The following is a 21,354-nucleotide window of genomic DNA, read 5'->3' as shown; positions in this document are numbered from 1 at the left end:
TCACTGTTCTACCGGATGTACGGGCCGACCGAAAAGGTCTTGTTTCTGCCATCGTGATCGCTTACCTTGGCGCTGCAAACGTAACCGATAACGATTGCAACTTGTGAGGACGGCATGGCCAATGGCGGCGCGCCGGTGACGATGAGTGATGTCGCGCGATTAGCGGGCGTCTCGACCGCGACCGTGTCGCGAGTGGTCAACGGGCGTTACGGCGTCAGTGCGAGCACCATCGAGCAGGTCCGTTCGGCCATCGAGCAGCTCGGCTACGAGTCGAGCCTGGTGGCGACGAGCCTGCGGCGCAGCCGCACCAACGTGCTGGGTCTGGTCACCCACAGTTTCCAGTCCTATACGGCTGAGGTGCTCAAGGGGGTGATGGACGCGCTGAGCCAGTCGGGCTTCGACCTGATCATCTACGCCAACAGCGATCTCTACGGGACCTATTCCGAGGGCTGGGAGCAGCGGCATCTGGCCCGCCTGGCGGGCACGCTCACGGACGGGTGCATCGTCGTCACCCCCTCGGGCGAGGTGCGGAGCGGCACTCCGGTCGTGGTCATCGATCCGGCGAGGGGCTCGACGGTGCCGTCGGTGACGGCGGACAACCTCACGGGTGCCACCACAGTGGTCGAGCACCTGCTCGGCCTGGGACATCGGCGCATCGGATTCATCGCGGGCCGGTCCAGCCTGGCGGCCGCATGGTCGCGCGAGGAGGGTTACTGGAAGGCCCTGGCCGAAGCCGGTGTTCCCGTCGATCCGGAGTTGATCGCACGAGGGGACTTCAACCCCGAGTCCGCGGCACCGCTCGCGCGTGCGCTGCTGGACAGGGCGGACCGACCGACGGCGATCTTCGCGGCGAGCGACGGAATGGCCCTGAAGACGCTGGAGGTCGCGAAGGACCTGGGGCTCAGCGTCCCCGGCGACCTGTCGGTGGTCGGCTTCGACAACATTCCGGAATCAGCGCTGGCCGAGCCGGGGCTGACCACGGTGGACCAGTCGATGTACTGGCTCGGATATGAGGCCGCGCGCATGCTGAAGTCGCTGGTGCGCGGCAATTGGGAGGGCCCGAGCCAGATCGTGCTCCCGACCCGCTTGGTGGTGCGCGGCTCCACCGCGGCACCGAGAACTCCCTGAGACCAGGACACCACCCACGGGTACGGCGTCTCGACGCACCTGACGTTCGCGGCAACGAACATCAGGTGGGCACGCGAACCCATGACGGAAGGAGGTGCGGATACCAAACCCACAACAGATCCACCGCTGAATCAGGCCTGCCACTCGGGCATCAGACCGTGGTCAGGCCATTAAGGGAGTTTTGCATGCCTTCATTACTTTATCATGGCAGCTCACGCCCCCAGGGCGTGCGGCGACTCTCGGCGGCGCTCGCCGCCGGAGTCATGATGATCGCGGCAATGTTGCTCGCGCCGCGGCCGGCGGCGGCGGACACGCCGTGGCTGACCGTCTCCGAGGACGGTTACGCGTCGTTCAGCGTCCCGGCGAGCTACATCGAGGCCAATGCGGGCCAGGTGTCGCAGGTCGTCATCGAGGGGAACTTCGGCCCTTCTGCCACCTGGGCGGAGTTCGGGCTGACCCGCCGGGGCGACGTCTACTCGGGCGTCCTCGGCCCGCTCAGGGCGGGGCTGTACTACTACCAGGTCACGGGCGATGAGACCAAGGGTCTCAAGGACCCGACGAACAGCACCGGCGTGGCGTCCAAGCCTCTCTGGAGCACCTTCTTCGTGCCGGGCGACCCGGCGCGCCTGCTGGCGGACGCGCCTGAGGGGCAGGGCGGCAAGGTCGAGACCCTGACCTACCGGACCAGGAACGGGGAGCGGTCGGCTCAGGTCTGGACGCCGCCCGGGTACCCGGCCAAGGGCCCCCAGGCATACCCGGTGCTGTTCCTGCAGCCCGGCGCCGGCGGGAGTGCCACCGACTGGCTCGACCTCGGCCGGGCCAAGCAGATCCTCGACAATCTGTCGCTCCGGAAGGCCATGGAGCCGATGGTGGTCGTGATCAGCGACGGCAACGGGACGAACGACGACCTTCGGAAGGCGGTCGCGGGCCGCTACCGCGTCCATCGCGACCCGGCGCACCAGGCCATCGCCGGTGCGGCCGAGGGTGGGACGCGGGCGCTGCGGGCCGCTTTGACCCGCCCGGGTCAGTTCGCCTACGCCGGCTCGTTCTCGGGTCTCCAGGCCGACGGCGTCGGCCGGGCGGACGCGAACGCGATCAACCGCCACGTCAAGCTGCTGCGTCTGTACACGGGGAACGTGACGGATCCCGCGTACAACGCGACCTACCACCTGACGAAGGCGCTGGACCGCGCCCGGATCGCGTACGAGTTCGACGGGGTCAACCCCGACGCCGGAGCGAACTGGAACGCCTGGCAGGAGAACCTGATCGATTTCGTGCCGAGGCTGTTCCGCAGGGTGCCGGACCACGGTCCGAGCGCCGGTCACGGGCGGTTGACGGGCGAGTTCACCCCGCCCGCGCCCGGCACCACCCCGACGCCGTTCGTGACCGAGGACGGCTTCGTCACCTTCGAGACCACGACGGACTTCCAGAACGCCCAAGCCGTCAAGGTGTGGGCGAACTGGGCTCCCAACGGGAGCTGGCTGCGCATCCCGCTGACTCGTGCGGGCGACCGGTGGCGGGCGACCGTGGGCCCGCTCGACCCGTGGTTCTACTACTACCGGGTGATGGTGGACCGGGTCCCGGTCAAGGACGTGTCGAACCCGACGAAGGTGACCACCGAGCCGACCTGGAGCACCTTCCTCATCCGTGGGGAGAAGGCGCGCCTGCTCACTGACGTTCCCGCCGGCCAGGGCGGAAAGGTCGAGAGCATGACGTACCGGAGCGCCGTCGCGAACCAGGACCGGACCGCGCTGGTCTGGACCCCGCCCGGATACGACCCGGACCGCGCGCAGCCGTATCCCGTCTTCTACCTCCAGCACGGCGGCGGCCAGAGCTACACGGACTGGGTCGAGATGGGACGCGCCAAGCAGATCCTCGACCACCAGTTCCTCGACGGCGACCTGGTGCCGATGGTGGTCGTGATGGGCAACGGCAACGTGCCCGACTTCAACAAGGAACTGCTGGAGAACCTCGCTCCGGCGGCCCGAACCCGCTACAACATCTCCAGCGACCCGTCGCAGCAGGCCCTCGCCGGCCTGTCGATGGGAGGCGGACAGACGTTCGGCGTGCTCAAGGCCTTCCCGGGGCAGTTCGCCTACGTCGCGGCGTTCTCGGCCGGGTTCGGCAGCGCCGCCGGCGTCGACGCGGGGGCGATCAACAGCGGCACGAAGCTGTTGCGCCTGTACGTCGGCGACCAGACGGACTTCGTCTACCCGTCCTTCATGACGTCCCTGACCACCATGACCAACCTCGGTATCCGCTACGAGTTCGACGGGGTCACCCCCGGGCCGCACGGCTGGGACGTGTGGCAGAAGAACCTCATCGACCTGGCACCACGCCTGTTCAAGCGCTAGGCAGGCCCGTCCGGCCTTCGCCGCCGGACGCCGGGTTTGTTAGCGCTCACATGAGGATCGGCGCCAAGGACGGAGCACGGGTCGCGTCACCCGTGCTCCGTCCCGGCCGATCGCTCGTCTCGACGGCGACGCATGAACCCTCGTGCGCCGCGATCCCCAAGGGAAACATGCCAATGAACAAGAAATGGCTCTCCGCGGCGGCCAAGCTCGCCGCCGCGACCGTGCTCGCAAGCGTGCTCGCGGCCTGCTCCTCCGGCGGGGGAGGGGGCGCGAACACCGCGAGCGGCAGCGGCGCGAGCAACTGCACGAACACGATCCCCAAGAAGAACCTGCCGGTCGTGACGATGTGGGGCTGGTACCCCAACATGCAGTCCGTCGTCGACAACTTCAACAAGCAGAACGGCGAGGTGCAGGTCTGCTGGACCAACGTCGGCCAGGGCAGCGACGAGTACGACAAGTTCCAGACGGCCATCTCGGCGGGCACCGGCGCACCCGACGTGATCATGATCGAGATGGACCGGATCCCGACCTTCCAGATCCAGAAAGCGCTCGTCGACATCAAGAAGTACGGCTTCGACGCGGTCAAGGCCGACTACAGCGAGGGCGCGTGGAAGGACGTCTCGGTCGGTGACGCGGTCTACGGCGTGCCGGTCGACGGCGGCCCGATGGCGATGATCTACCGGAAGGACATCTTCAAGAAGTACGACATCACGCCGCCGAAGACGTGGGCCGAGTACGAGCAGGCGGCCCAGAAGATGAAGGACGCGGGCGGCCCGGTGTTCGGCGACTTCGCCGCGAACGTGTCGGCCCTCACCATGGCACTGCAGATCCAGAAGGGCGCGGCCCCGTTCACCTACGACCCGGCGCAGCAGAGCTCGATCGGCGTCAAGCTGAACGACCAGGCATCCAAGGACGTGCTCGACTACTGGGGGCGCCTCGCGCAGAAGGGGCTGGTCGGGACGCAGGACCAGTTCACCCCGGAGTACATCTCCGGTGTGATCAACGGTAAGTACGCGACGTACATCTCGGCGGCCTGGGCGCCCGGCTACCTCACCGGTGCCGGCGTCGGCAAGGGCGAGGACACCGGCAAGTTCGCGGTGGCGCCGCTGCCGCAGTGGGATGCCGACAACCCGGTGCAGGTCAACTGGGGCGGGTCAGCCTTCTCCGTGACGAGCCAGGCGAAGAACCCCGAACTCGCGGCGAAGGTGGCCTACGGCCTCTACGCCGACAAGGACTCGCTCACCCAAGGCTGGACCGACCAGATCATCTTCCCGCTGAACCTCAAGGCGCTCAACGACCCCGCATTCGTGAACCTGAAGGTCGCGTTCTTCGACGGCCAGCAGGCGAACAAGGAGGTCTACGTCCCCGCCGCGAACGCCTACCAGGGCGTCACCTACAGCCCGTTCGGCCAGTACTACTTCGACGCCATGACGAAGCAGGTCAGTGCGCTCATCGATGGCTCCGTCACCGGAGCGCAGGCCGCCGACCGGCTTCAGGAGGACGTGGCGAAGTACGCCAAAGAGCAAGGCTTCACCGTTCAGTGACGTCAAGGGTGGGCCGTCCTCGACCGGGGCGGCCCACCTGCAATCCCCGGCATAGAGAGCTCGGAGTCCAGGTTGACCATCATGATCGAGAAGAGTGCACGACGCACCCAGGAGAAAACGCACAAGATCCGCGGCAAGGTGCGCCTTCGTGAGCATCTGATGGGGTGGCTCTTCGTCGGGCCATTCGGGATCGTCTTCCTGGCGTTGCTCATCGCGCCGCTCGCGTACGCGCTGTATCTCAGCCTCTTCCAGAAGAAGCTGATCGGCGGCACCAGCTTCGTCTTCCTCGACAATTACGTGAAGGCGTTCACCGACCCGAGCTTTCTCTCCGGGTCGTGGTTCGTCATCCGCTTCTCGCTGGTCTCCATCCCGCTGCAGATCATCGTCGCCCTCGCGCTGGCCCTGATCCTGGATGCCGTGACCTCCATGTTCACCCGCTTCTCCCGCCTCATGATCTTTCTTCCCTACGCGATTCCCACGGTCATCGGGGCCGTCATGTGGGGGTTTCTCTACAGCAAGAGCTTCGGGCCGCTCTCCGACATCTTCGGCTGGCTCGGCACCACCCCGCCCGACTTCCTCAGCAGCAATCTCATCTTCTATGGCCTGGTCAACGTCGTCACCTGGCAGTGGGCCGGTTACTACATGATCATCCTGTACGCGGCGCTCCAGGGCATTGATCCGGCCCTTTACGAGGCCGCCCGCATGGACGGCGCCGGCAAATGGCAGATCGCGCTTCGGATCAAAATCCCGTTGATCGCCCCCGCGCTGCTCCTGATCCTGGTCTTCTCGCTCATCGGCACCCTGCAGTTCTTCAACGAACCGCAAATCCTGCGATCCCTCGCGGCCGGCACGATCGGACCGGACTTCACCCCCAACATGTACGCGTATCAGCAGGCATTCGCACTCGCGAACTTCAACTACGGATCGGCGATCTCCTTCGCGCTCGGCGGGATCGTCTTCGTCGGCGTCTACGCCTTCCTGTTCTTCACCCGCAAGCGGAGGAGCTTCCTGTGACAAACGACCGCGCCAAATCCGGCGCCCGCCGCCGGCCGCAACGCCACCTCCCCCTGCAGGTGCTCGTCGGCTTCCTGGTCGTGTACTTCCTCGTGCCGTTCTGGTGGGTCATCGTCAACAGCTCCAAGGACGCCCCCGGCCTGTTCGGCGGCGGCAACACCCTGTGGTTCGCCGAGCGGATCGACTACCTCGGCAACCTCCAGCAACTGTTCACCTATGACAATGGCATCTACGGCAGGTGGATCCTCAACTCCACGCTGTACGCATTCGCGGGCGGCGTCGGCGCCACGGTCCTGGCCGTGATGGCCGGCTACGGATTCGCCAAATACCGATTCGCCGCCAGGCGCTTCAGCTTCTCACTCGTGCTCGGCGCGTTGATGGTGCCGGCGACCGCCCTGGTGATCCCCACCTTCATGATGTTCTCCGAGTTCGGCCTGACCAACACGATCTGGGCGGTGATCCTCCCATCGCTGCTCAACCCGTTCGGCGTCTACCTGATGCACGTATACGCGCGGGACGCGGTGCCCGACGAGATCCTGGACGCGGCGCGGGCCGACGGCGCGGGTGAGATACGGACGTTCCTCCAGGTCGCGTTCCCCCTGATGCGACCGGCGGTGGTCACGGTGCTGCTGCTGTCCGCCGTGGCGTCCTGGAACAACTACTTCCTGCCTCTCGCCATGCTCTCCGACAACCGCCTCTTCCCCGTCACCGTCGGACTCGGCCTCTGGCAGGGCATCGCCTCGGCGAACAACGCGGGCAGCACCTCCCTCTGGAGCCTCATCATCATGGGCGCGCTCGTGTCGGTCATTCCCCTCGTCATCGCCTTCTTCACGCTGCAGCGGCACTGGCGCGGCGGGTTGTCCGTCGGTGGCCTGAGGTAGGCCGGGGCCGGTCTAGAGCCGTCAGCGCATCCTGGCCGATGCGGCTCTTCCATTTGCAGTACCGAGACTGCGGACACCCCGAGCGCTCGGGCAGGAAGTGGCACGGTCGATGCCGTGCTCGGTCTGCTGGGAGCTGATGAAGGCCGCCACGCTTACCGGCCCATCGCCTCTTTGACCCACAAGACCACAGAGCGCTTGAGCACTGTGAGACGGTCATCGGCGCGGTGCTGGTGGTCAGGCGGGCGGTTCGATCCCCAGGGCGTGCCGGAAGACGCCGCGCGGATCCCAGCGGGCCTTGGCCTGCTGGAGGCGGGGGTAGTTGTCCTTGTAGTACAGCGTGCGCCCCGGTACGCCGGAGGTGTTCCATTCCGGGTCGACCAGGTCGACGTCGGGATAGTTGATGTAGGAGCCGTCGTTCACCTCGTCGGGCACCGGCACGCCTCCGGTGCGGGCGTACACGTCGCGGTAGAAGGCGCGGACCCAGGTGAGGTTGGCCGCGTCGTCGGCCGCGTCGCTCCAGGTCGTGTAGTAGACCGCCTTCATGAGCACGTCGCGCTGCGCGACCGCGGTGGCCTCCGGCGCCACCGCGCGCACCTGGCCGCCATAGCCGATGAGCAGCATGCCGGAGCTCGCGTGACCGGTGGAGTCGGTCAGGTTGCGGTGGACGGTGGCGAGCTGCTCATCGGTCAGCGACCGGCGCAGGTACGCGGCCTTGTTCTTGTACCGGCGGGCGGTCGCGTCGCCGGCCTCGCCCGTGCCCGGCCAGGTCATCCTGTGCAGCCATGGCATGGTCCGCCGGGTGTTGACCAACGGTTCGACGCCGGTGTCGGCGGTCACCGCGGACACGAACTCGGTCACGAGGTCGTCCGCGCCGGGCAGGCCCGCGTCGATCTGCACGGCCAGCGAGAAGTACCCGGCGCCGCGGTGCGACAGGAGGAAGATCGCATACAGGCCGGCGGACCGCGAGCCGGGTGCGCTGTTGTGCTCGTGCCAGGTGCCGAAGTTGCGTACCAGCTTGGTGAAGGCCTGCTCGGTCATGCCGTCCCAGGACCAGGCGAGCACGCACTCGAGCATCTGCGCCGGCGAGGCCGGCAGCAGCTTGGCCGGGTCAGTGCCGGTGGCGCCGGGCGAGCGCAGCCAGTACTTGGTGACCACCCCGAAATTGCCGCCGCCACCGCCGGTGTGCGCCCACCACAGGTCGCGGTGCGGGTCGTCCTGCTCGCGGGTGGCGACCACCGCGCGGGCGGTGCCGTCCCGGTCGACCACCACGACCTCCACGCCGTACAGGTGGTCCACCACCGAGCCATACCGGCGCGACAGCGCCCCGTACCCGCCGCCCGCGAAGTGCCCGCCGGCGCCCACCGCCGGGCAGCTGCCCCCGGGGATGGTCACTCCCCAGCCTTTGAACAGCGTCCGGTACACCTGCCCGAGCGTGGCTCCCGGCTGCACCGCGAACGCCCTCCTGCCGGCGTCGTAGCCGACCGCGTCCATGGCGGACAGGTCGAGCAGCGTGCGCACCGCCGGGTCGGCGGTGAAGTTCTCGAAGCAGTGGCCGCCGCTGCGCACCGCGACCCGCCGCCCCGAGCGCGCCGCCTCCGTCACGGTACGCACCACCTGATCGGTCGAGCCGACCACGCGGATCTCGTCCGGCCGCCCCGCGAAGCGGAAGTTGTTGCCGCGCAGCAGGCTGTCGTAGCGCGGGTCGCCCGGACGGATCCGCACCGGCCCGAACACCTCCGGTCCGGCGTCCGCGCCCGCCGTGCCGGTTATCCCTGTCCCCAGCGTGCCGCCCGCCACGGCGGCCTCCGCACCGGCGAGCAGCCGCCGACGACTCACCTGGTTGCTCCCTGACTGACCCATCCGCCATCCTTCCTGCGCCGGTTCACTGCCTGACCGGGTGTCCTCACCGTCCCAGCGCCGCGACCGGGTGCACATCAGCCGATCTCCTGGTACGCCGGCTGAACCGCGGCCCCACCGGACGGCTGACCCGGACCCACCGATCGGCTGACCGTCCGGCGATCAGGGGCTGCGGTCGGAGGCCGTGAGGCGTTGCGGTTGTTCGAGGCCCGCGAACTCCCGGTGCGGGAAGATCGGTCGTCACCTTGTACGGTCGGTGGTGGCGATTCTCTCGGTGATGCGCCGGCGTGAGGCGGGCACCGATAAGTTTCCGGCACCACCGGAGTCAGTACCAGCGACACATCGACTACGAGTGGAGAACGACATGGCGCTGGATCTCTTCGCCGGTATCCCCGTCACCGACTACGCAGCAGCGTTGCCATGGTACGAGCGACTCCTCGGCAGGCAGCCCTCGTTCCTGCCGAACGACGTCGAGGCGGTGTGGGAGGTGGCCGAGAGCCGGTACGTCTACATCGTGCAGGAGCCGGAACGGGCAGGGAACGCCCTGGTGCTGTGGTTCGTCGACGACCTGGACGACTGGGTCACCGAGATCGCCCGGCGGGGCATCGAGCCTGACAAGCGCGAGACGTACGAAGGCGGCGTGACCAAGGTGACCTACCGGGACCCGGAAGGCAACGAGATCAGCTTCGGCGGTGGCAGCATGTGACGCCGCTTCGAGCGTCGACCAGTGCGCCTGGCGATTACCGCATCCGCTCAGGACAGTGCGAACTCGCCCCTGGGATGCGGTCGTTTTCGCGACCGGGCCTCGGCATGATGGCTGCCGCATGCCGCGAATCGACGCTGACCGTCGCCGCTCCGTGATGGGCCCAGCCGGGGTCCATGTCGCGATATGGCGTTAGTCTTCTACTCGCGCCGCTGCCTGCGTCGCGCGGAGAGGTTCGACAGGAGCGGGACGGAAGCATGTCGGGAGAGATTTCGCCCACCGGGAAGCGCTCCGGCTCCAGTCCGTCGCCCGAGCTGAGAGCTTCTCATGTGGACCGGGACCGGGTGGTGGATGTGCTGCGTATCGCGGCAGGGGACGGCCTGCTGACCGCGGAGGAGCTGGACGAGCGCCTGGAAGCCGCCCTGTCGGCACGGACCTTGAGCGAACTGACCGCGCTCACCGCTGACCTGCCGCCCGGACCGGCTACGGTCGGCGCGACTGGAGCAGAGGTCAAGGACATCGTTCGGATCGAACGAGTCCACAGCGGCCCGGTCGAGCGCGTGGGGCGCTGGGTGGTGCCGCGGAGGATGGAGCTCGCGGTGACGTTCTGCGAGGTGACGCTTGACTTCACTGACGCAGTGATCACGCACGACACCTTGCGGATCGACGTGGGCATGACGGGCAAGACGCTGACCCTGGTCACGAGGCCGGGCATCGTGGTCGATACCGATGGTCTGCAGATGGTGCACAGCAGGGTCAAGTACCGACAGAGTTCAACGGATCCTGATGCGCCGGTCATTCTGCGCGTGGAGCTGGCCGGTCAGAAGGTCCACGGCCGCGTGGTGGTGCGGCCTCCGCGTCGTACGTTCGGGCAGTGGCTGCTGCGCAGGCCCGCGTCCCGTTCCGCAGGCGATTGACTCCATCGTTGTGAACGGTCGGCGGGGTCGTCGCCGAGGTTTTCCATCCCGGCCCCGCCCGGTCAGGCGCACGCCGGCGCCGGCGCCGGCGTCGCGGCCGGGTTCGGCATCGGCGTGGCGGCCCGGCCTTCAAGCGGCTGACCAGCGGCGGTGCGGCTTGTAGACCGTGATCCACGGACCGAACCGCTCGGGCAGCGCGTACCGGGGCTGGTGAAGAAGACGGTTCGGTCGTCCTGGGTGCCGACGTGGACGGGAGTGGTCTGAGGCGAGCCGTCCGGGGGGACGGTGGCCGGGTGACCCGATCGAAGTGCCGTCGAGTACGCGGCGCACGCCGGTTCGAGCATGGGTGCGCTCCTTCAGCGGGGATTGTCGGCACGCCAGGCGACGTGGTCGGCGACGGCGCCGGCGATGTCGAAGGCTGGCGTGTAACGGGTGTCGTCAGTGAGCCGGGTGATGTCGAGGCAGGGGTCGTCGCCGGGGCAGTGCCGGCGTCCGGGCAACAGGTCGAGCCGAAGACCGGGGATGATCGCCTGCACGGCGTCGGCGAGCTCGCGGTCGGTGAACGGCCGGCCGCTGGAGACGTTGTAGGTGTCGTGCCGCAGCGTCTGCGCGGTCATCAGCAGGGCGATCGCGCGCCCGGCGTCTTGTGCGTAGCAGCTGTCGCCGCCGTCGTCGGCGTACAGCGGCTGCGGCTGCCGGTCGCGCAGTGCGGCACTGATGCACGGCGGGATGGGGTTGAACGGCGACTGCGGATCCATCAGCGGCCCCCAGATGCTCCCGATCCGCAGCACCACCGGCTGGACCCCGCTGCCCTGCAGACCGTGCGTGGTCAGCGGCTCGACGGTCTTCTTGAAGGCGACGATCAGGTGCGGCAGTCGCGCGGCGGGGAGCGCGAGCTCCTCATGCCAGACGGCCTCGCTGCGGCCGATGTAGACGCCGAGGCTGCTCGCGACGGCGAACCGGCGCATCCCCCAGGTACGGGCGGCCTCCAGCGCGTTGAGCAGCCCGGTCGTCTCGGTGCGGAAGAAGGGCGACCGGGTCCGGCCGGGAATGCTGCCGGCCAGGAACGAGGGGACACCTCGCTGCGGCGGTGGGCCGTGACGACCACCTGGTGTCCCTGGTCGAGGAGCGCGCGGGCGGTGTGGGCGCCGATCATGCCGAGCCCGCCGGTGACGAGGATCATCGGGCCACCTCGTAGCGGGGATGGGTGAAGAAAGACCACCCGCCTGATCTGCGGGAGGATGCCAATAGCCCCAGATGACGATGGGTTCGCCGATGCCGTCGGCTTGGACGCGGTCGAGACGAGTACGTCTTCTGATTTCTTTCTGCGGTGGTGTCGAAGGGCGGCGACCGCGTTCGTAGCCAGGATGAGAGGCCGGCAACGGGCCGGTCGCCACTCGAAGGAGCCACGATCATGAAGCTCACCACCATCACGATGGTCACCGTCGACGGAGTGATGCAGGGACTCGGCGCGCCGGACGAGGACCGCAGGGGCGGATTCGAGCGCGGCGGATGGGTCGCGCCGCTGTTCGACAACGAGGCCATGACGTCTCTCAACCAGGTCTACCAGCGCGCCGACGCGTTCCTGTTCGGCCGGCGGACGTACGAGATCTTCGCCGGCTCCTGGGGCGTCATGCCCGACCCGAGCGCCGACCCCATCGCAGAGGCGTTGAACACGCGGCCCAAGTACGTGGCATCGACCACACTCACCGACCCGCGCTGGGCGAACACGACCGTTCTCTCCGGTGACGTCGCGGCGGCCATCGGCGAGCTGAAAGCCGAGCAGGAAGGGGAGCTGCAGGTGCACGGGAGCGGCGCCCTGATCCGGTGGCTGCTCGAGAACCGGCTTGTGGACGAGATCACGCTGTTCGTCTGCCCCGTGGTCGTCGGCCAGGGCACGCGGCTGTTCCCCGACGCCGGCCCGGACACCGCGCTCGACCTGGTCGAATCCCGGACCACCCCGCGAGGCGTGATGATCCAGGTCTACCGGCCCACCGGCCGCCCGGAGGCGGTCGGGCTCTGACCGCCTTGATCGGCCTTGGCGAACCACCGACACCAAGCATCCTGACGATCACCACCGGGGGATCAGGGACACCCTCTAACGGCCGTCCGCAGTGACGCGGACGGGCAGCGAGGTCAGGCCGTGCATGAGCATGCCGGGACGCCATTCGAGCCGGTCCGCGGGCACCGCGAGCTCGATCGCGGGGAACCGCCGCAGCAGGTGGCTGAAGGCGACCTCGCCTTCCACGCGGGCCAGCGGCGCGCCCAGGCAGTAGTGGATGCCGTGGCCGAAGGCCAGATGCGGGCTCGGCGCCCTGCCGATGTCGAGCCGGTCCGGCTGCTCGTACTGGGCGGAGTCGCGGTTGGCGGACAGCAGGGAGACCAGGATCAGCTCCCCGGCGGGGATGTCCGTGCCGCCGATGGTCACGGGCCCGGTGGTGAAGCGGAGGGTGGAGGTGCTCAGCGGCCCGTCATAGCGCAGGAACTCCTCGACCGCGCCGGGGATCAGCGCGGGGTCGGCGCGCAGCAGGGCGAGCTGGTCGGGATGGGTGAGCAGCGCACGCATGCCGTTGCCGATCAGGTGGACCGTGGTCTCGTGGCCGGCCACGAGCAGCAGCCAGGCGGTGTCGACGAGCTCGGCCGCGCTCATCCTGCCACCTTCGTCGTGCACCCGCACCATGGCGCTGATGAGGTCGTCAGCCGCCGGGTCCGCCCGCTTGGCCGCGCACAGGTCACCCAGGTACGCCAGCGTCTCCTCGGCGGCCGCGACCACCTCGCGCGGATCGCCGGCGGAGCCTTCGATCGTGGTGCTGGACAGGCGGATCATCTTCGGCCAGTCGGCCTCCGGCACGCCGAGCAGCTCGCCGACCACCATGGCGGGCAGCGCCACGGCGTAGTCCTTGAGCAGATTGAACTCGGGCTCCAGCAGGTCGAGAAGCCCGGAGCTGATCTCCTCGATACGCGGGCGCAGGGCCCGGATCCGCCCCGCGGTGAAGGCCTTGACGACGATGCGGCGCAGTCGTTCGTGATCAGGTGGGTCGGAGAACAGCATGTTGTCGGGGGTGACCGCCGCGGCCCCGCTGCTGTCGCCGCCCGCCAGCTCGTTCGCCTTGATCACCTCCGGGTGGGAGGTGAAGTCCTTGCTGATGCGCGGGTCGGTCATCGCGGCCTTGACGTCCTCGTAGCGAGTGACCAGCCACACCTTGACCCCCTGGGGCGTGGCCGTCCGCGTGACCGGAGCCTCGCGGCGCAGCCTGGCGTAGACCTCGTGCGGGTCGCGCAGGTAGTCCTGATCGAACACGGTGTTGATCACAGCGCCTCCTCGGTCGGGCTCCCCGTACGAGTCAACCGGGTGGTCGCCGTTCTGTCACCAGCCCGAGCCGGCGTCAGACCGGGACCTGGAAGGCGTGCATGGGTCCGTGCCCGACGCCATGGGTGAGATGACCGCGGACGGAAGCGGACCGAGGGTGGGCGGCACGCCCGTCAACCTGTCAGGAGGCGGCGGGGTGATGGTCGGTGAGGCGGTCGAGGGCGGCCGTGGTGGCCTCGTCGGAGGCGAGGTAGACGACCAGCCGCTGCTCGTCGGGGTCGGGCAGCTCCAGGCTCTCGTACGCCAGCCGCAGCTCTCCCACCTCCGGGTGCGCCCACCGCTCGACGCCGGAGCGTGTGGGCAGCGCGGCCGAGCCCTCGAACCGGTCGCGGAAGCGGGCGGCGGCGGTGATCGTCAGCTCCTCGGCCAGCAGCGCCGCGTGCGGGTCGCCGAGCGCGGCCGCGGCCCGCAGCGCGGCGGCCCGCTCGCCGGCGACCGCGTCCCAGTCCGGGTGGGTATCGTGCGCCCGCGGGTCGGTGAACACGTACCGGACCAGGTTCGGCGGGTCGGCCTCCAGCAGCCCCGTCGGGCCGGCGAGCCGCGCGAACCCGGCCGTCCACGCGAGCAGGTCGCCGGGCGGGTTGGCGACCAGCGCCGGGGCGGGCTCGAGCCGGTCCAGCAGCGCCTGCACGGTCGCACGTACGGTCCGGACCCGCGTCGCGGCGGACCCGTCGCACGCGCCGCCGCCGGCGGTCTTCGCCAGGCGGTACAGGTGGATCCGCTCGTCTCGGGACAGACCCAACGTATCCGAGAGCGCGGCGAGCACCTGGGTGGACGGGCTGCGATCGCGCCCTTGCTCCAGCCGGGTGAGGTAGTCCACGCTGACGCCGGCGAGCGTGGCCAGCTCGGCCCGGCGCAGCCCGGGTGTGCGGCGCCGGTTCCCGTTCGGGAGCCCGACCGCGGCGGGCGGGACCGCCTCCCGGTGCGCGCGTAGGAACGCGCCCAGCTCTGTCTCCGTCATCAACCGCGATTGTATTCGCGGCGAGCCTGGCCCTGCCAGGGCTAGGAAAACCGCAGCCTGGCCCGGACACGTCCGGTGCCGGGATGCTCGCAGCATGAGCGCATTCCTGAAGCGGGGCCGCTGCGCGGGCTGCTCGGGCGGCCGTCGGCCCGGACGGTGCGCCGTACGTCGCTCCGGTCGGAGGGTGCTGCACGGCCCCGGTCACGAGGCGCTCGTCATCGGCGGCCACGCCGGCACCAACCGGGCGGCGAGCACACGTTCAGGCCCCGACCGAGACAGAACCCAAGGAGGAGGCCCATGATCCAGATCGCGATCATCCTGGGCAGCACCCGGCCCGGCCGCCGCGTGGAGGACGTGGCCCGATGGGTCGCCGAGGCCGCCGGCCGGCACCCCGCCGTCAAGGCGGGGGAGGCCGGCCTCGAACTCGTCGACATAGCCGACTACGGGCTGCCGTTGCTGGACGAGCCCGCGCCCGCAGTCATCGGCGCCTACCAGAAGGCGCACACCAAGCGGTGGGCGGCCACGATCGGCAGGTTCGACGGGTTCGTGTTCGTCACCCCGGAGTACAACAGCGCCGTCCCCGCCGCGCTGAAGAACGCCATCGACTACCTGTACGCGGAATGGAACGACAAGGCAGCCGGGATCGTCAGCTACGGGGTCTACGGCGGCACCCGCGCCGCCGAACAACTACGGCAGACCATGGGCGAGATCAAAGTCGCCGACGTGCACGCCCAGGTCGCGATCAACCCGTACTTCGACTTCGACTTCACCGACTCCCAGGCCGGCGTCTGCGCCCCCGGCGAACGCCAGGAAACCGCCCTGCTCTCCATGCTGGACGAGGTCCTCGCATGGTCCCGTGCCCTCCGAGTGCTGCGGGCACCCACCGCGAGCGCAGATCCCCGGCCCGGACCGGCATGATCCACCCGCTACCCCACACAGGAAGGGACCCAGGATGAAAGTAGAGGTGTACGGCGACATCGCGTGCCCGTGGTGCCGGCTCGGCACGCACCAGTTCCACCGCGCGGTGGCCGCGGCCGGTGCGGAGCCGGACGTCGAACTCGTCCATCGTCCGTACCAGCTCCTTCCCGACGCGTCCGAGGAGCCCCGGCCACTGATGGACACGGTGGTCGAGATGTTCGGTCCGGACCAGGCTGAGGCGATGGTCACGGAGATGGCACGGGTCGGTGCCGGCGAAGGGGTCGAGTACCGGTTCGACCGTGCGATGGCGGTCAACACCTTGACCGCGCACCGGCTGCTGTGGCTCGCCCTGAACGAGCGCGGTGCCGCGGTGCAGGCCGTGCTGGCGACCGCCCTCTTCGACGCGTACTTCCGCGACGGCGTGAACGTCGCCGACCACACGCGACTCACCGAGCTGGCCGAGCGGGCCGGCCTGGATGGCGATCGGGTGCGGGACTTTCTCGCCTCCGAGGAGGGGGTCGCCGAGGTGCGTGAGCAGGTGGCGGCAGCGCGGCGGGACGGCGTCACCACGGTGCCGAGGTTCGTCTTCGAGAACGGCCCGCTGATCGTCGGTGTGACCAGCACCGAGGCGCTCGGCGACGCGCTCCGCCAGGCTCGCGGCCGGTAACGCGCACACCGCCCCGGACGCCACCGGTGCCACGTCGCGCCGTCCCCCGGCGGCCAGGCCTGCGTGCCCGCGGAGAGCGACAAACCAGGACGGGCCCAGCAAGTTTCAGCGCGGAAGCACCCAGCTCGGCGTCCACGTCCCGGCGGCGTCGTGGCCGGCCGCGGCGGCGGCGAGGTGGGCGCGGAGGGTGGCCAGCGCTGGGTGGGGGTTGTCGCGGCGCCACAGGAGGGAGTGCGGGTAGACGGGCGTCGGGTCGGTCACCGGGATGCGGCGCAGGCCGTGGCCGGCGGGCCAGACCAGGCGGGTCTCCCTGCCCATGAACGTGGCCAGGGCCGGGGTGTCGGCGATGGTGTCGAGGAGCGCGTCGGAGCCGAAGTTGGGGCCCGTCGCCTCGATGGTGAGGCCGAACTCGGCGACCAGATCGTCGTAGTACGCGGCCCACTCGGTGCCGGGGACGATGCCGGGCATCCAGATCCGGTGCCCGGCGAGCTGAGCGACGCTCACCGACCGGGCGCCGGCCAGCGCGTGGGCGGGCCCGGTGAGGAGCTGGAGCGCCTCGTCGAGCACCCGGACGGACTCGATGTCCTCGGGAAGGGGCCGGCCGGGCACGCCGACGGCGCGGAAGGACACGTCGATCGCACCGGACCGGATGGCGGCGACGGCCGTCTCGACATCGAACAGCATCACCACGTCGAGCTCGATCTCGGGGTGCGCGCGGTGGAAGGCGCGCATCAGGCCGGAGGCCGCGCTGCGCGAGGCGATCACGTCGACGCGCAGCGGACGGCTGCCGGGGAGCACGGACGCGACCGCGCGCTCGGCGACGCGCAGCAGCTCGCGCGCGTGGGGCAGGAACGCCTGCCCGTCGATGGTGAGCCGGGCCCCGCGCGCCGTTCGGGTGAACAGCCGCACGGCGAGGTCCTTCTCCAGCCCGGCGATGCGCTTGGAGACGGCCTGCTGGGTGATCGACAGATCTGCGGCGGCGTCCTGGAACCGGCCGGTGTCCACGACGGCGACGAACGTACGCACAGCATCGAGATCCACACCGACCGACCTTAGGGCACAACTCACAGATGTGCACCGTCGGCCGATCGGTTGTTTGACCGGCGTATCGGTTGCGCGCTTTGATCTCCCAAATCAACGGATGGTTGTTTCGTGGAGATGGCGGGGTGTGCGTTGGGAAGGTCGCTGGGGCGGCAGTTCAGGTGGCTCTGGGCCGCATACGCGGTCAGCACGTTCGGCACGTGGCTCGCGTTCGACGCGTTCGCCCTGATCGCGATTCTGGCGCTGGACGCGGGGCCCGCCGAGGTGTCGGTTCTGGCCGCCGCGGGGCTCGCGGTCGGGGCGGTGGTCGCGGTGCCGCTCGGGCCGTGGGTGGAGTTCCGGCGCAAACGGCCGGTGATGATCGCGATGGACCTGATCCGGTTCGCGGCGCTGATGAGCGTTCCCGCCGCATACGTGCTCGGCCGGCTGAGCTTCGCCCAGCTCCTGGTCGTGGCGGTCGTGGTCGGCGCGGCCGACATCGCCTTCACCGCTGCGGGCGGAGCATGTCTGAAGGCGCTCGTACGGTCGGAGGACCTGCTCGTCGCGAACGGCCGGTTCGAGGCCACGACCTGGACCGCCACCGCGCTCGGGCCGCCGCTCGGTACCGCTGCGATCGGGCTGGTGGGCCCGGTGACGAGCGTGGCGGCCAACGCGGTCAGCTTCCTCCTCTCCGCCGTGGGGATCCGCGCCATCGGCGGCCGGGAGCCACGTCCCGCGCGAACCGCCACACGGTCCCGTTTCGAAGCCGGAGACCTGCTGGAGGGATGGCGGCACATCCTCGCCAGCCCGGCGCTGCGCCCGCTGTTCTTCAACACTGTCCTGGTCAGCGGCCTGATCATGGCAGCCTCGCCGTTGCTCGCCGTCCTCATGCTCGGCGACCTCGGGTTCGCGCCCTGGCAGTACGGCCTCGCCTTCGGCGTCCCCTGCATCGGCGGCCTGATCGGCTCGCGACTGGCCCGCCCGCTCCTCGCCCGGTTCGGACGGCACAAGGTCATGCTCACCGCCGGGACGCTGCGCGCGTGCTGGTCATTCGGATTGGCCTTCGTCCACCCCGGCCCCACCGGGCTCTTCCTCGTCATCGCCGTCGAACTCGGGCTGATCACCTGCATGGGCGTGTTCAACCCGGTTTTCGCTACCTACCGGCTCGAACAGCTCCCGCCGGACCGGGTCGCCCGCACGCTGTCTGCCTGGTCGATCACCAGCAAGGCCACCATCGCGGCCATGACCGGCGTGTGGGGCCTGCTGGCCGGCCTCACCGGTCCCCGCACCGCGATCGCGATCGCCGGTGTCCTCCTCCTGGCGACCTCGCTCCTCCTCCCTCGAAACGACCGTACGTCCCGACCCAAGAACGCCGACCAGGCGCCGCCGGAAAGGCAGCCACTCGCATGAGCACCGCCCCCGCGCTCGATCCCGCGCACACCGCCCTGCTCGTCATGGACTTTCAGCCCGCGATCCTCGCGCTGCTCCCCGAAAGCGACAGGGACGCCCTGCTGGGACGCATGGAAATGGTCATCTCCGACATCCGCGCCAGAGGCGGCACCGTCGCCTATGTCCGGGTCGGCTTCACCGAGGCCGACTGGGCCGCGATCCCGGCCACCAACAGGTCGTTCGCACCGATCGCCCAGCACCGTCTCCTGCACCACGCAGACCCTGACACCGCTGTCCACGAACGTCTCGCTCCCCAGGACGGCGACATCCTCGTACGTAAGATCCGTTACGGCGGCCTGTCCACCACCGACCTCGATCAGCGGCTGCGCGCACGCGGCATCTCCACTCTGATCATCGCGGGCATCAGCACCAGCGGCGTCGTCCTGTCCACCGTCCTCGACGCGGCCGACCGCGACTACCGGCTCTACGTCCTGGCCGACGCCGTCGCCGACCCTGACCCCGAAACGCACGACGTCCTGCTCCAGCAGGTCTTTCCCGCACGGGCCCACATCCTCGACACCGCCGGGTTGCACACCCTCCTGCGCGCTGACCGACGCCGGCCGGCGGCTCCCGAGGACGTCCCCAGCCCCGACCCGTTGCCACCGCCCGAGGCGACGATGAAGGGCGGCATCGCGCGCAAGGGGCACCCAGGAGGCCCCAGGGAATGCGCGGATGATAGGGAATACCCCACCCCAACAGGCAGGCAGGCGTGACTGATCCTGAGTGATCTCCCCGGGACATTGGAGGCATGACGAGATTGCTCGCTGCTGCTGTCGCCGGTTCCCTGGTCCTCGCCCCTGTCACCCCGGCCTTCGCCGCCGCCGTAACGCCCTCGCCACAGACCAGCCTTGACCTGCTCACCACCGAGGATGGCATGGCGGGCGCGTTGAGCCAGGTGCGGGGCCCGGGCGGCGCGAGCGTGACCCGGCGCTCCGGCACCGCGGAGCGGGGGACCGGGAAGCCGATGATCGGTCCCCAGGGCCGGTTCAGGATCGCCAGCGGCAGCAAGCCGATCATCGCCGCCACCGTGCTGCGGCTGGTCGATCAGGAGAAGGTCGACCTGGACGCCATGGTGGAGCGTTACCTGCCCGGGGTGCTGCGCGGCGCCGGCGCCGGCGCCGGGATCGACGGTCGAAAGATCACCGTCCGGATGCTGCTGCAGCAGACCAGCGGCCTGCCCGAGTTCCTCGACGCGATCGAGTGGAAGGAACCCTTCCCGGACTTCCTGCGGGTGGCGCTGACGCTCAAGCCCACGCCCCGCGGCTCCTTCGCCTACGCCAACACCAACTACCTGGTCCTCGGCATGATCGTGACCGCAGTGACCGGCAAGGACTTCCGCCAGGCGAGCCGGGACCTGATCCTGGAGCCGTACGGGATGCGGGACACGTACTGGCCGGCCAAGGGCGACTACGGCATCCGCGGCCCGCACGCCCACACCTACGGGGTGCACCCCGGCCGGCCGCAGGGCGGCGAGGTGGACCTGACCGACCAGCTGCCCACCTACGAGTTCGGTCCCAGCGGCGGCCTGGTCTCCACTCCCGAAGACCTCAACCGGTTCTGGCGTGAGGCCCCGCTGAGCAAGATGATGACCGGGTCGGTGAAGGTCGAGCAGGAAGGCTGGCCCGCGGGCGCCCGCTACGGCTACGGCGTGGCCCGGATGAAGTCGGGCTGCGGCTACGCCTACTTCGCCGCCGGCGACATGCCGGGGGCCGCGGTGTTCAGCGGGCGGGACCGGGCCGGGCGTGCCGCCACCGTCTACGTCACTGGCGTGCCCGGCAATCGGCAGCACCTGATCGACGCCTTCGTCGCCGCGATGTGCGATCGCTGAGTCCGGGCGGCCAGGCGGCGGTCTCGACCGCCTACGCCTGGTCGATGGCGTCATCCAGCCTGGTGGTCGATGTCCAGCCGCCGGGCGCTCAGGCCTGGGACGTCGGCGCGGCGAGCTCGGCCAGGTGGTGCAGCGAGTTGATGAGATGCTCGGGGCCGAACGGCGGGAACTGGATGTACTCCCGTCTGAACTGCGGCACCGCCGACCAGTCGTAGGTGAGCGTGACCTCGGTCTCGGACGGACCGAGCGGTGCCAGGTCGTACCGCCAGATCCAGCCGCCGAATTCCAGCTGACCGTCGTCCTTCTCGTATCCCGTCAGCCAGCCGATGGCGCGCGGCGGGTCGAGCACCTGGACCTTGTTGACCACCTGGTAGCCACGGTTCGGATGGTTGTCGTGATACATGTCCATCCGGAAGATCTGCCCCACCTCGGTGAGCGGTGCCTGGTTGACGGCTTCCTGAACCCAGCCGGTGCCATCGATCGCAGCATGGGTCGTCGGGTCCGCCAGCACCGCGAACACCCTGGCGATGGGCACGGCGACGGTCAGGGTGGCGCTCACGTTCTCCTGGTCCACGGTGTGCACGCTCCTTGTCATCTCATCTCGGGCTTCGCTTACGTGCGGGCTGATCCTCTCGCCGTCCGGAGGTTCCGCCTGGTGGCCGGGCATCGCGGTGATCGGGTCGTTCGTGATGGTGGTGAGCTTCATGATCTCGGTTCCTTTCTCGTCGTTCGGTTCGACCGGA

The 21,354-nt window shown here is 69.4% G+C and carries 19 protein-coding genes; 13 read left to right on the top strand and 6 right to left on the bottom strand.

Annotation, left to right across the window (positions count from 1 at the left end):
- Nucleotides 1-114 precede the first annotated feature (114 nt).
- From AB0J69_RS27600 to AB0J69_RS27580, 5 genes are all read left to right on the top strand, one after another.
- Nucleotides 115-1,128, top strand: coding sequence for a LacI family DNA-binding transcriptional regulator (locus tag AB0J69_RS27600; protein ID WP_364122810.1), 1,014 nt, complete (start codon nt 115-117; stop codon nt 1,126-1,128).
- Between the two features lie 278 nt (nt 1,129-1,406).
- Nucleotides 1,407-3,482: an alpha/beta hydrolase-fold protein gene (locus AB0J69_RS27595; protein WP_364122808.1), complete on the top strand. Its 2,076-nt coding sequence runs from the start codon at nt 1,407-1,409 to the stop codon at nt 3,480-3,482.
- A 173-nt stretch (nt 3,483-3,655) separates the two neighbouring features.
- The gene (locus AB0J69_RS27590; protein WP_364122806.1) at nt 3,656-5,026 is read left to right on the top strand and encodes an extracellular solute-binding protein; all 1,371 of its coding nucleotides are present in this window, start codon (nt 3,656-3,658) and stop codon (nt 5,024-5,026) included.
- An 81-nt stretch (nt 5,027-5,107) separates the two neighbouring features.
- Nucleotides 5,108-6,040 (top strand): sugar ABC transporter permease, encoded by a 933-nt coding sequence (locus AB0J69_RS27585; RefSeq protein WP_364122804.1) that lies wholly within the window; start codon nt 5,108-5,110, stop codon nt 6,038-6,040.
- A complete protein-coding gene (locus AB0J69_RS27580; protein WP_364122802.1) occupies nt 6,037-6,921 on the top strand; it encodes a carbohydrate ABC transporter permease in 885 nt (294 codons plus the stop codon). Before AB0J69_RS27585 ends, AB0J69_RS27580 begins: the two co-directional genes overlap by 4 nt.
- Before the next feature lie 234 nt (nt 6,922-7,155).
- Here the strand turns inward: AB0J69_RS27580 and AB0J69_RS27575 are convergent, their stop codons facing one another.
- Complete coding sequence (locus AB0J69_RS27575; protein WP_364122800.1) at nt 7,156-8,757, bottom strand: FAD-binding protein; 1,602 nt, start codon at nt 8,755-8,757, stop codon at nt 7,156-7,158.
- A gap of 385 nt (nt 8,758-9,142) precedes the next feature.
- Here AB0J69_RS27575 and AB0J69_RS27570 point away from each other — a divergent pair, with 385 nt between their 5' ends.
- Entirely contained in the window at nt 9,143-9,484 is a 342-nt protein-coding gene (locus AB0J69_RS27570) for a VOC family protein (protein WP_364122798.1), read from the top strand.
- Nucleotides 9,485-9,738: 254 nt separating this feature from the next.
- Nucleotides 9,739-10,398 (top strand): DUF1707 domain-containing protein, encoded by a 660-nt coding sequence (locus AB0J69_RS27565; protein ID WP_364122796.1) that lies wholly within the window; start codon nt 9,739-9,741, stop codon nt 10,396-10,398.
- A gap of 356 nt (nt 10,399-10,754) precedes the next feature.
- On the opposite strand, the gene AB0J69_RS27560 is transcribed toward AB0J69_RS27565, so the two are convergent.
- On the bottom strand, nt 10,755-11,450 hold the full coding sequence (locus tag AB0J69_RS27560; RefSeq protein WP_364122872.1) for an NAD(P)-dependent oxidoreductase: 696 nt from the start codon (nt 11,448-11,450) through the stop codon (nt 10,755-10,757).
- A gap of 362 nt (nt 11,451-11,812) precedes the next feature.
- On the opposite strand from AB0J69_RS27560, the gene AB0J69_RS27555 reads away from it, so the two are divergent.
- Complete coding sequence (locus AB0J69_RS27555) at nt 11,813-12,421, top strand: dihydrofolate reductase family protein (protein ID WP_364122794.1); 609 nt, start codon at nt 11,813-11,815, stop codon at nt 12,419-12,421.
- 75 nt (nt 12,422-12,496) lie between these two features.
- On the opposite strand, the gene AB0J69_RS27550 is transcribed toward AB0J69_RS27555, so the two are convergent.
- Both AB0J69_RS27550 and AB0J69_RS27545 read right to left on the bottom strand, forming a co-directional pair.
- Nucleotides 12,497-13,711, bottom strand: a complete 1,215-nt coding sequence (locus AB0J69_RS27550) for a cytochrome P450 (protein WP_364122792.1) — start codon at nt 13,709-13,711, stop codon at nt 12,497-12,499.
- A gap of 178 nt (nt 13,712-13,889) precedes the next feature.
- Nucleotides 13,890-14,729: a helix-turn-helix transcriptional regulator gene (locus tag AB0J69_RS27545; protein WP_364122790.1), complete on the bottom strand. Its 840-nt coding sequence runs from the start codon at nt 14,727-14,729 to the stop codon at nt 13,890-13,892.
- Between the two features lie 297 nt (nt 14,730-15,026).
- On the opposite strand from AB0J69_RS27545, the gene AB0J69_RS27540 reads away from it, so the two are divergent.
- Nucleotides 15,027-15,647: an NAD(P)H-dependent oxidoreductase gene (locus AB0J69_RS27540; RefSeq protein WP_364122788.1), complete on the top strand. Its 621-nt coding sequence runs from the start codon at nt 15,027-15,029 to the stop codon at nt 15,645-15,647.
- Nucleotides 15,648-15,681: 34 nt separating this feature from the next.
- Nucleotides 15,682-16,314 carry a DsbA family oxidoreductase gene (locus AB0J69_RS27535; RefSeq protein WP_364122786.1) on the top strand — a complete coding sequence of 211 codons (633 nt, stop codon included), beginning with the start codon at nt 15,682-15,684 and terminating at the stop codon, nt 16,312-16,314.
- A 105-nt stretch (nt 16,315-16,419) separates the two neighbouring features.
- Here AB0J69_RS27535 and AB0J69_RS27530 read toward each other — a convergent pair whose 3' ends face one another.
- Nucleotides 16,420-17,355: a LysR family transcriptional regulator gene (locus AB0J69_RS27530; protein WP_364122784.1), complete on the bottom strand. Its 936-nt coding sequence runs from the start codon at nt 17,353-17,355 to the stop codon at nt 16,420-16,422.
- A gap of 132 nt (nt 17,356-17,487) precedes the next feature.
- Here AB0J69_RS27530 and AB0J69_RS27525 point away from each other — a divergent pair, with 132 nt between their 5' ends.
- From AB0J69_RS27525 to AB0J69_RS27515, 3 genes are read left to right on the top strand one after another with little or no spacing between them, the layout of a single operon-like run.
- Nucleotides 17,488-18,744 (top strand): MFS transporter, encoded by a 1,257-nt coding sequence (locus tag AB0J69_RS27525; RefSeq protein ID WP_364122782.1) that lies wholly within the window; start codon nt 17,488-17,490, stop codon nt 18,742-18,744.
- A complete protein-coding gene (locus AB0J69_RS27520) occupies nt 18,741-19,496 on the top strand; it encodes a cysteine hydrolase (protein WP_364122780.1) in 756 nt (251 codons plus the stop codon). The genes AB0J69_RS27525 and AB0J69_RS27520 overlap by 4 nt, the downstream gene beginning before the upstream one ends.
- Nucleotides 19,497-19,531: 35 nt before the next feature.
- On the top strand, nt 19,532-20,611 hold the full coding sequence (locus AB0J69_RS27515) for a serine hydrolase domain-containing protein (protein WP_364122778.1): 1,080 nt from the start codon (nt 19,532-19,534) through the stop codon (nt 20,609-20,611).
- A gap of 88 nt (nt 20,612-20,699) precedes the next feature.
- Here AB0J69_RS27515 and AB0J69_RS27510 read toward each other — a convergent pair whose 3' ends face one another.
- A complete protein-coding gene (locus AB0J69_RS27510; RefSeq protein ID WP_364122777.1) occupies nt 20,700-21,317 on the bottom strand; it encodes a hypothetical protein in 618 nt (205 codons plus the stop codon).
- Nucleotides 21,318-21,354: the final 37 nt, after the last annotated feature.

It is taken from the genome of Nonomuraea sp. NPDC049709, assembly GCF_040674815.1.
Classification (GTDB): Bacteria; Actinomycetota; Actinomycetes; order Streptosporangiales; family Streptosporangiaceae; genus Nonomuraea.
The sequence above is the reverse complement of the archived record's forward strand: the minus strand, read 5'-3'. Positions and strand labels throughout refer to the sequence as shown.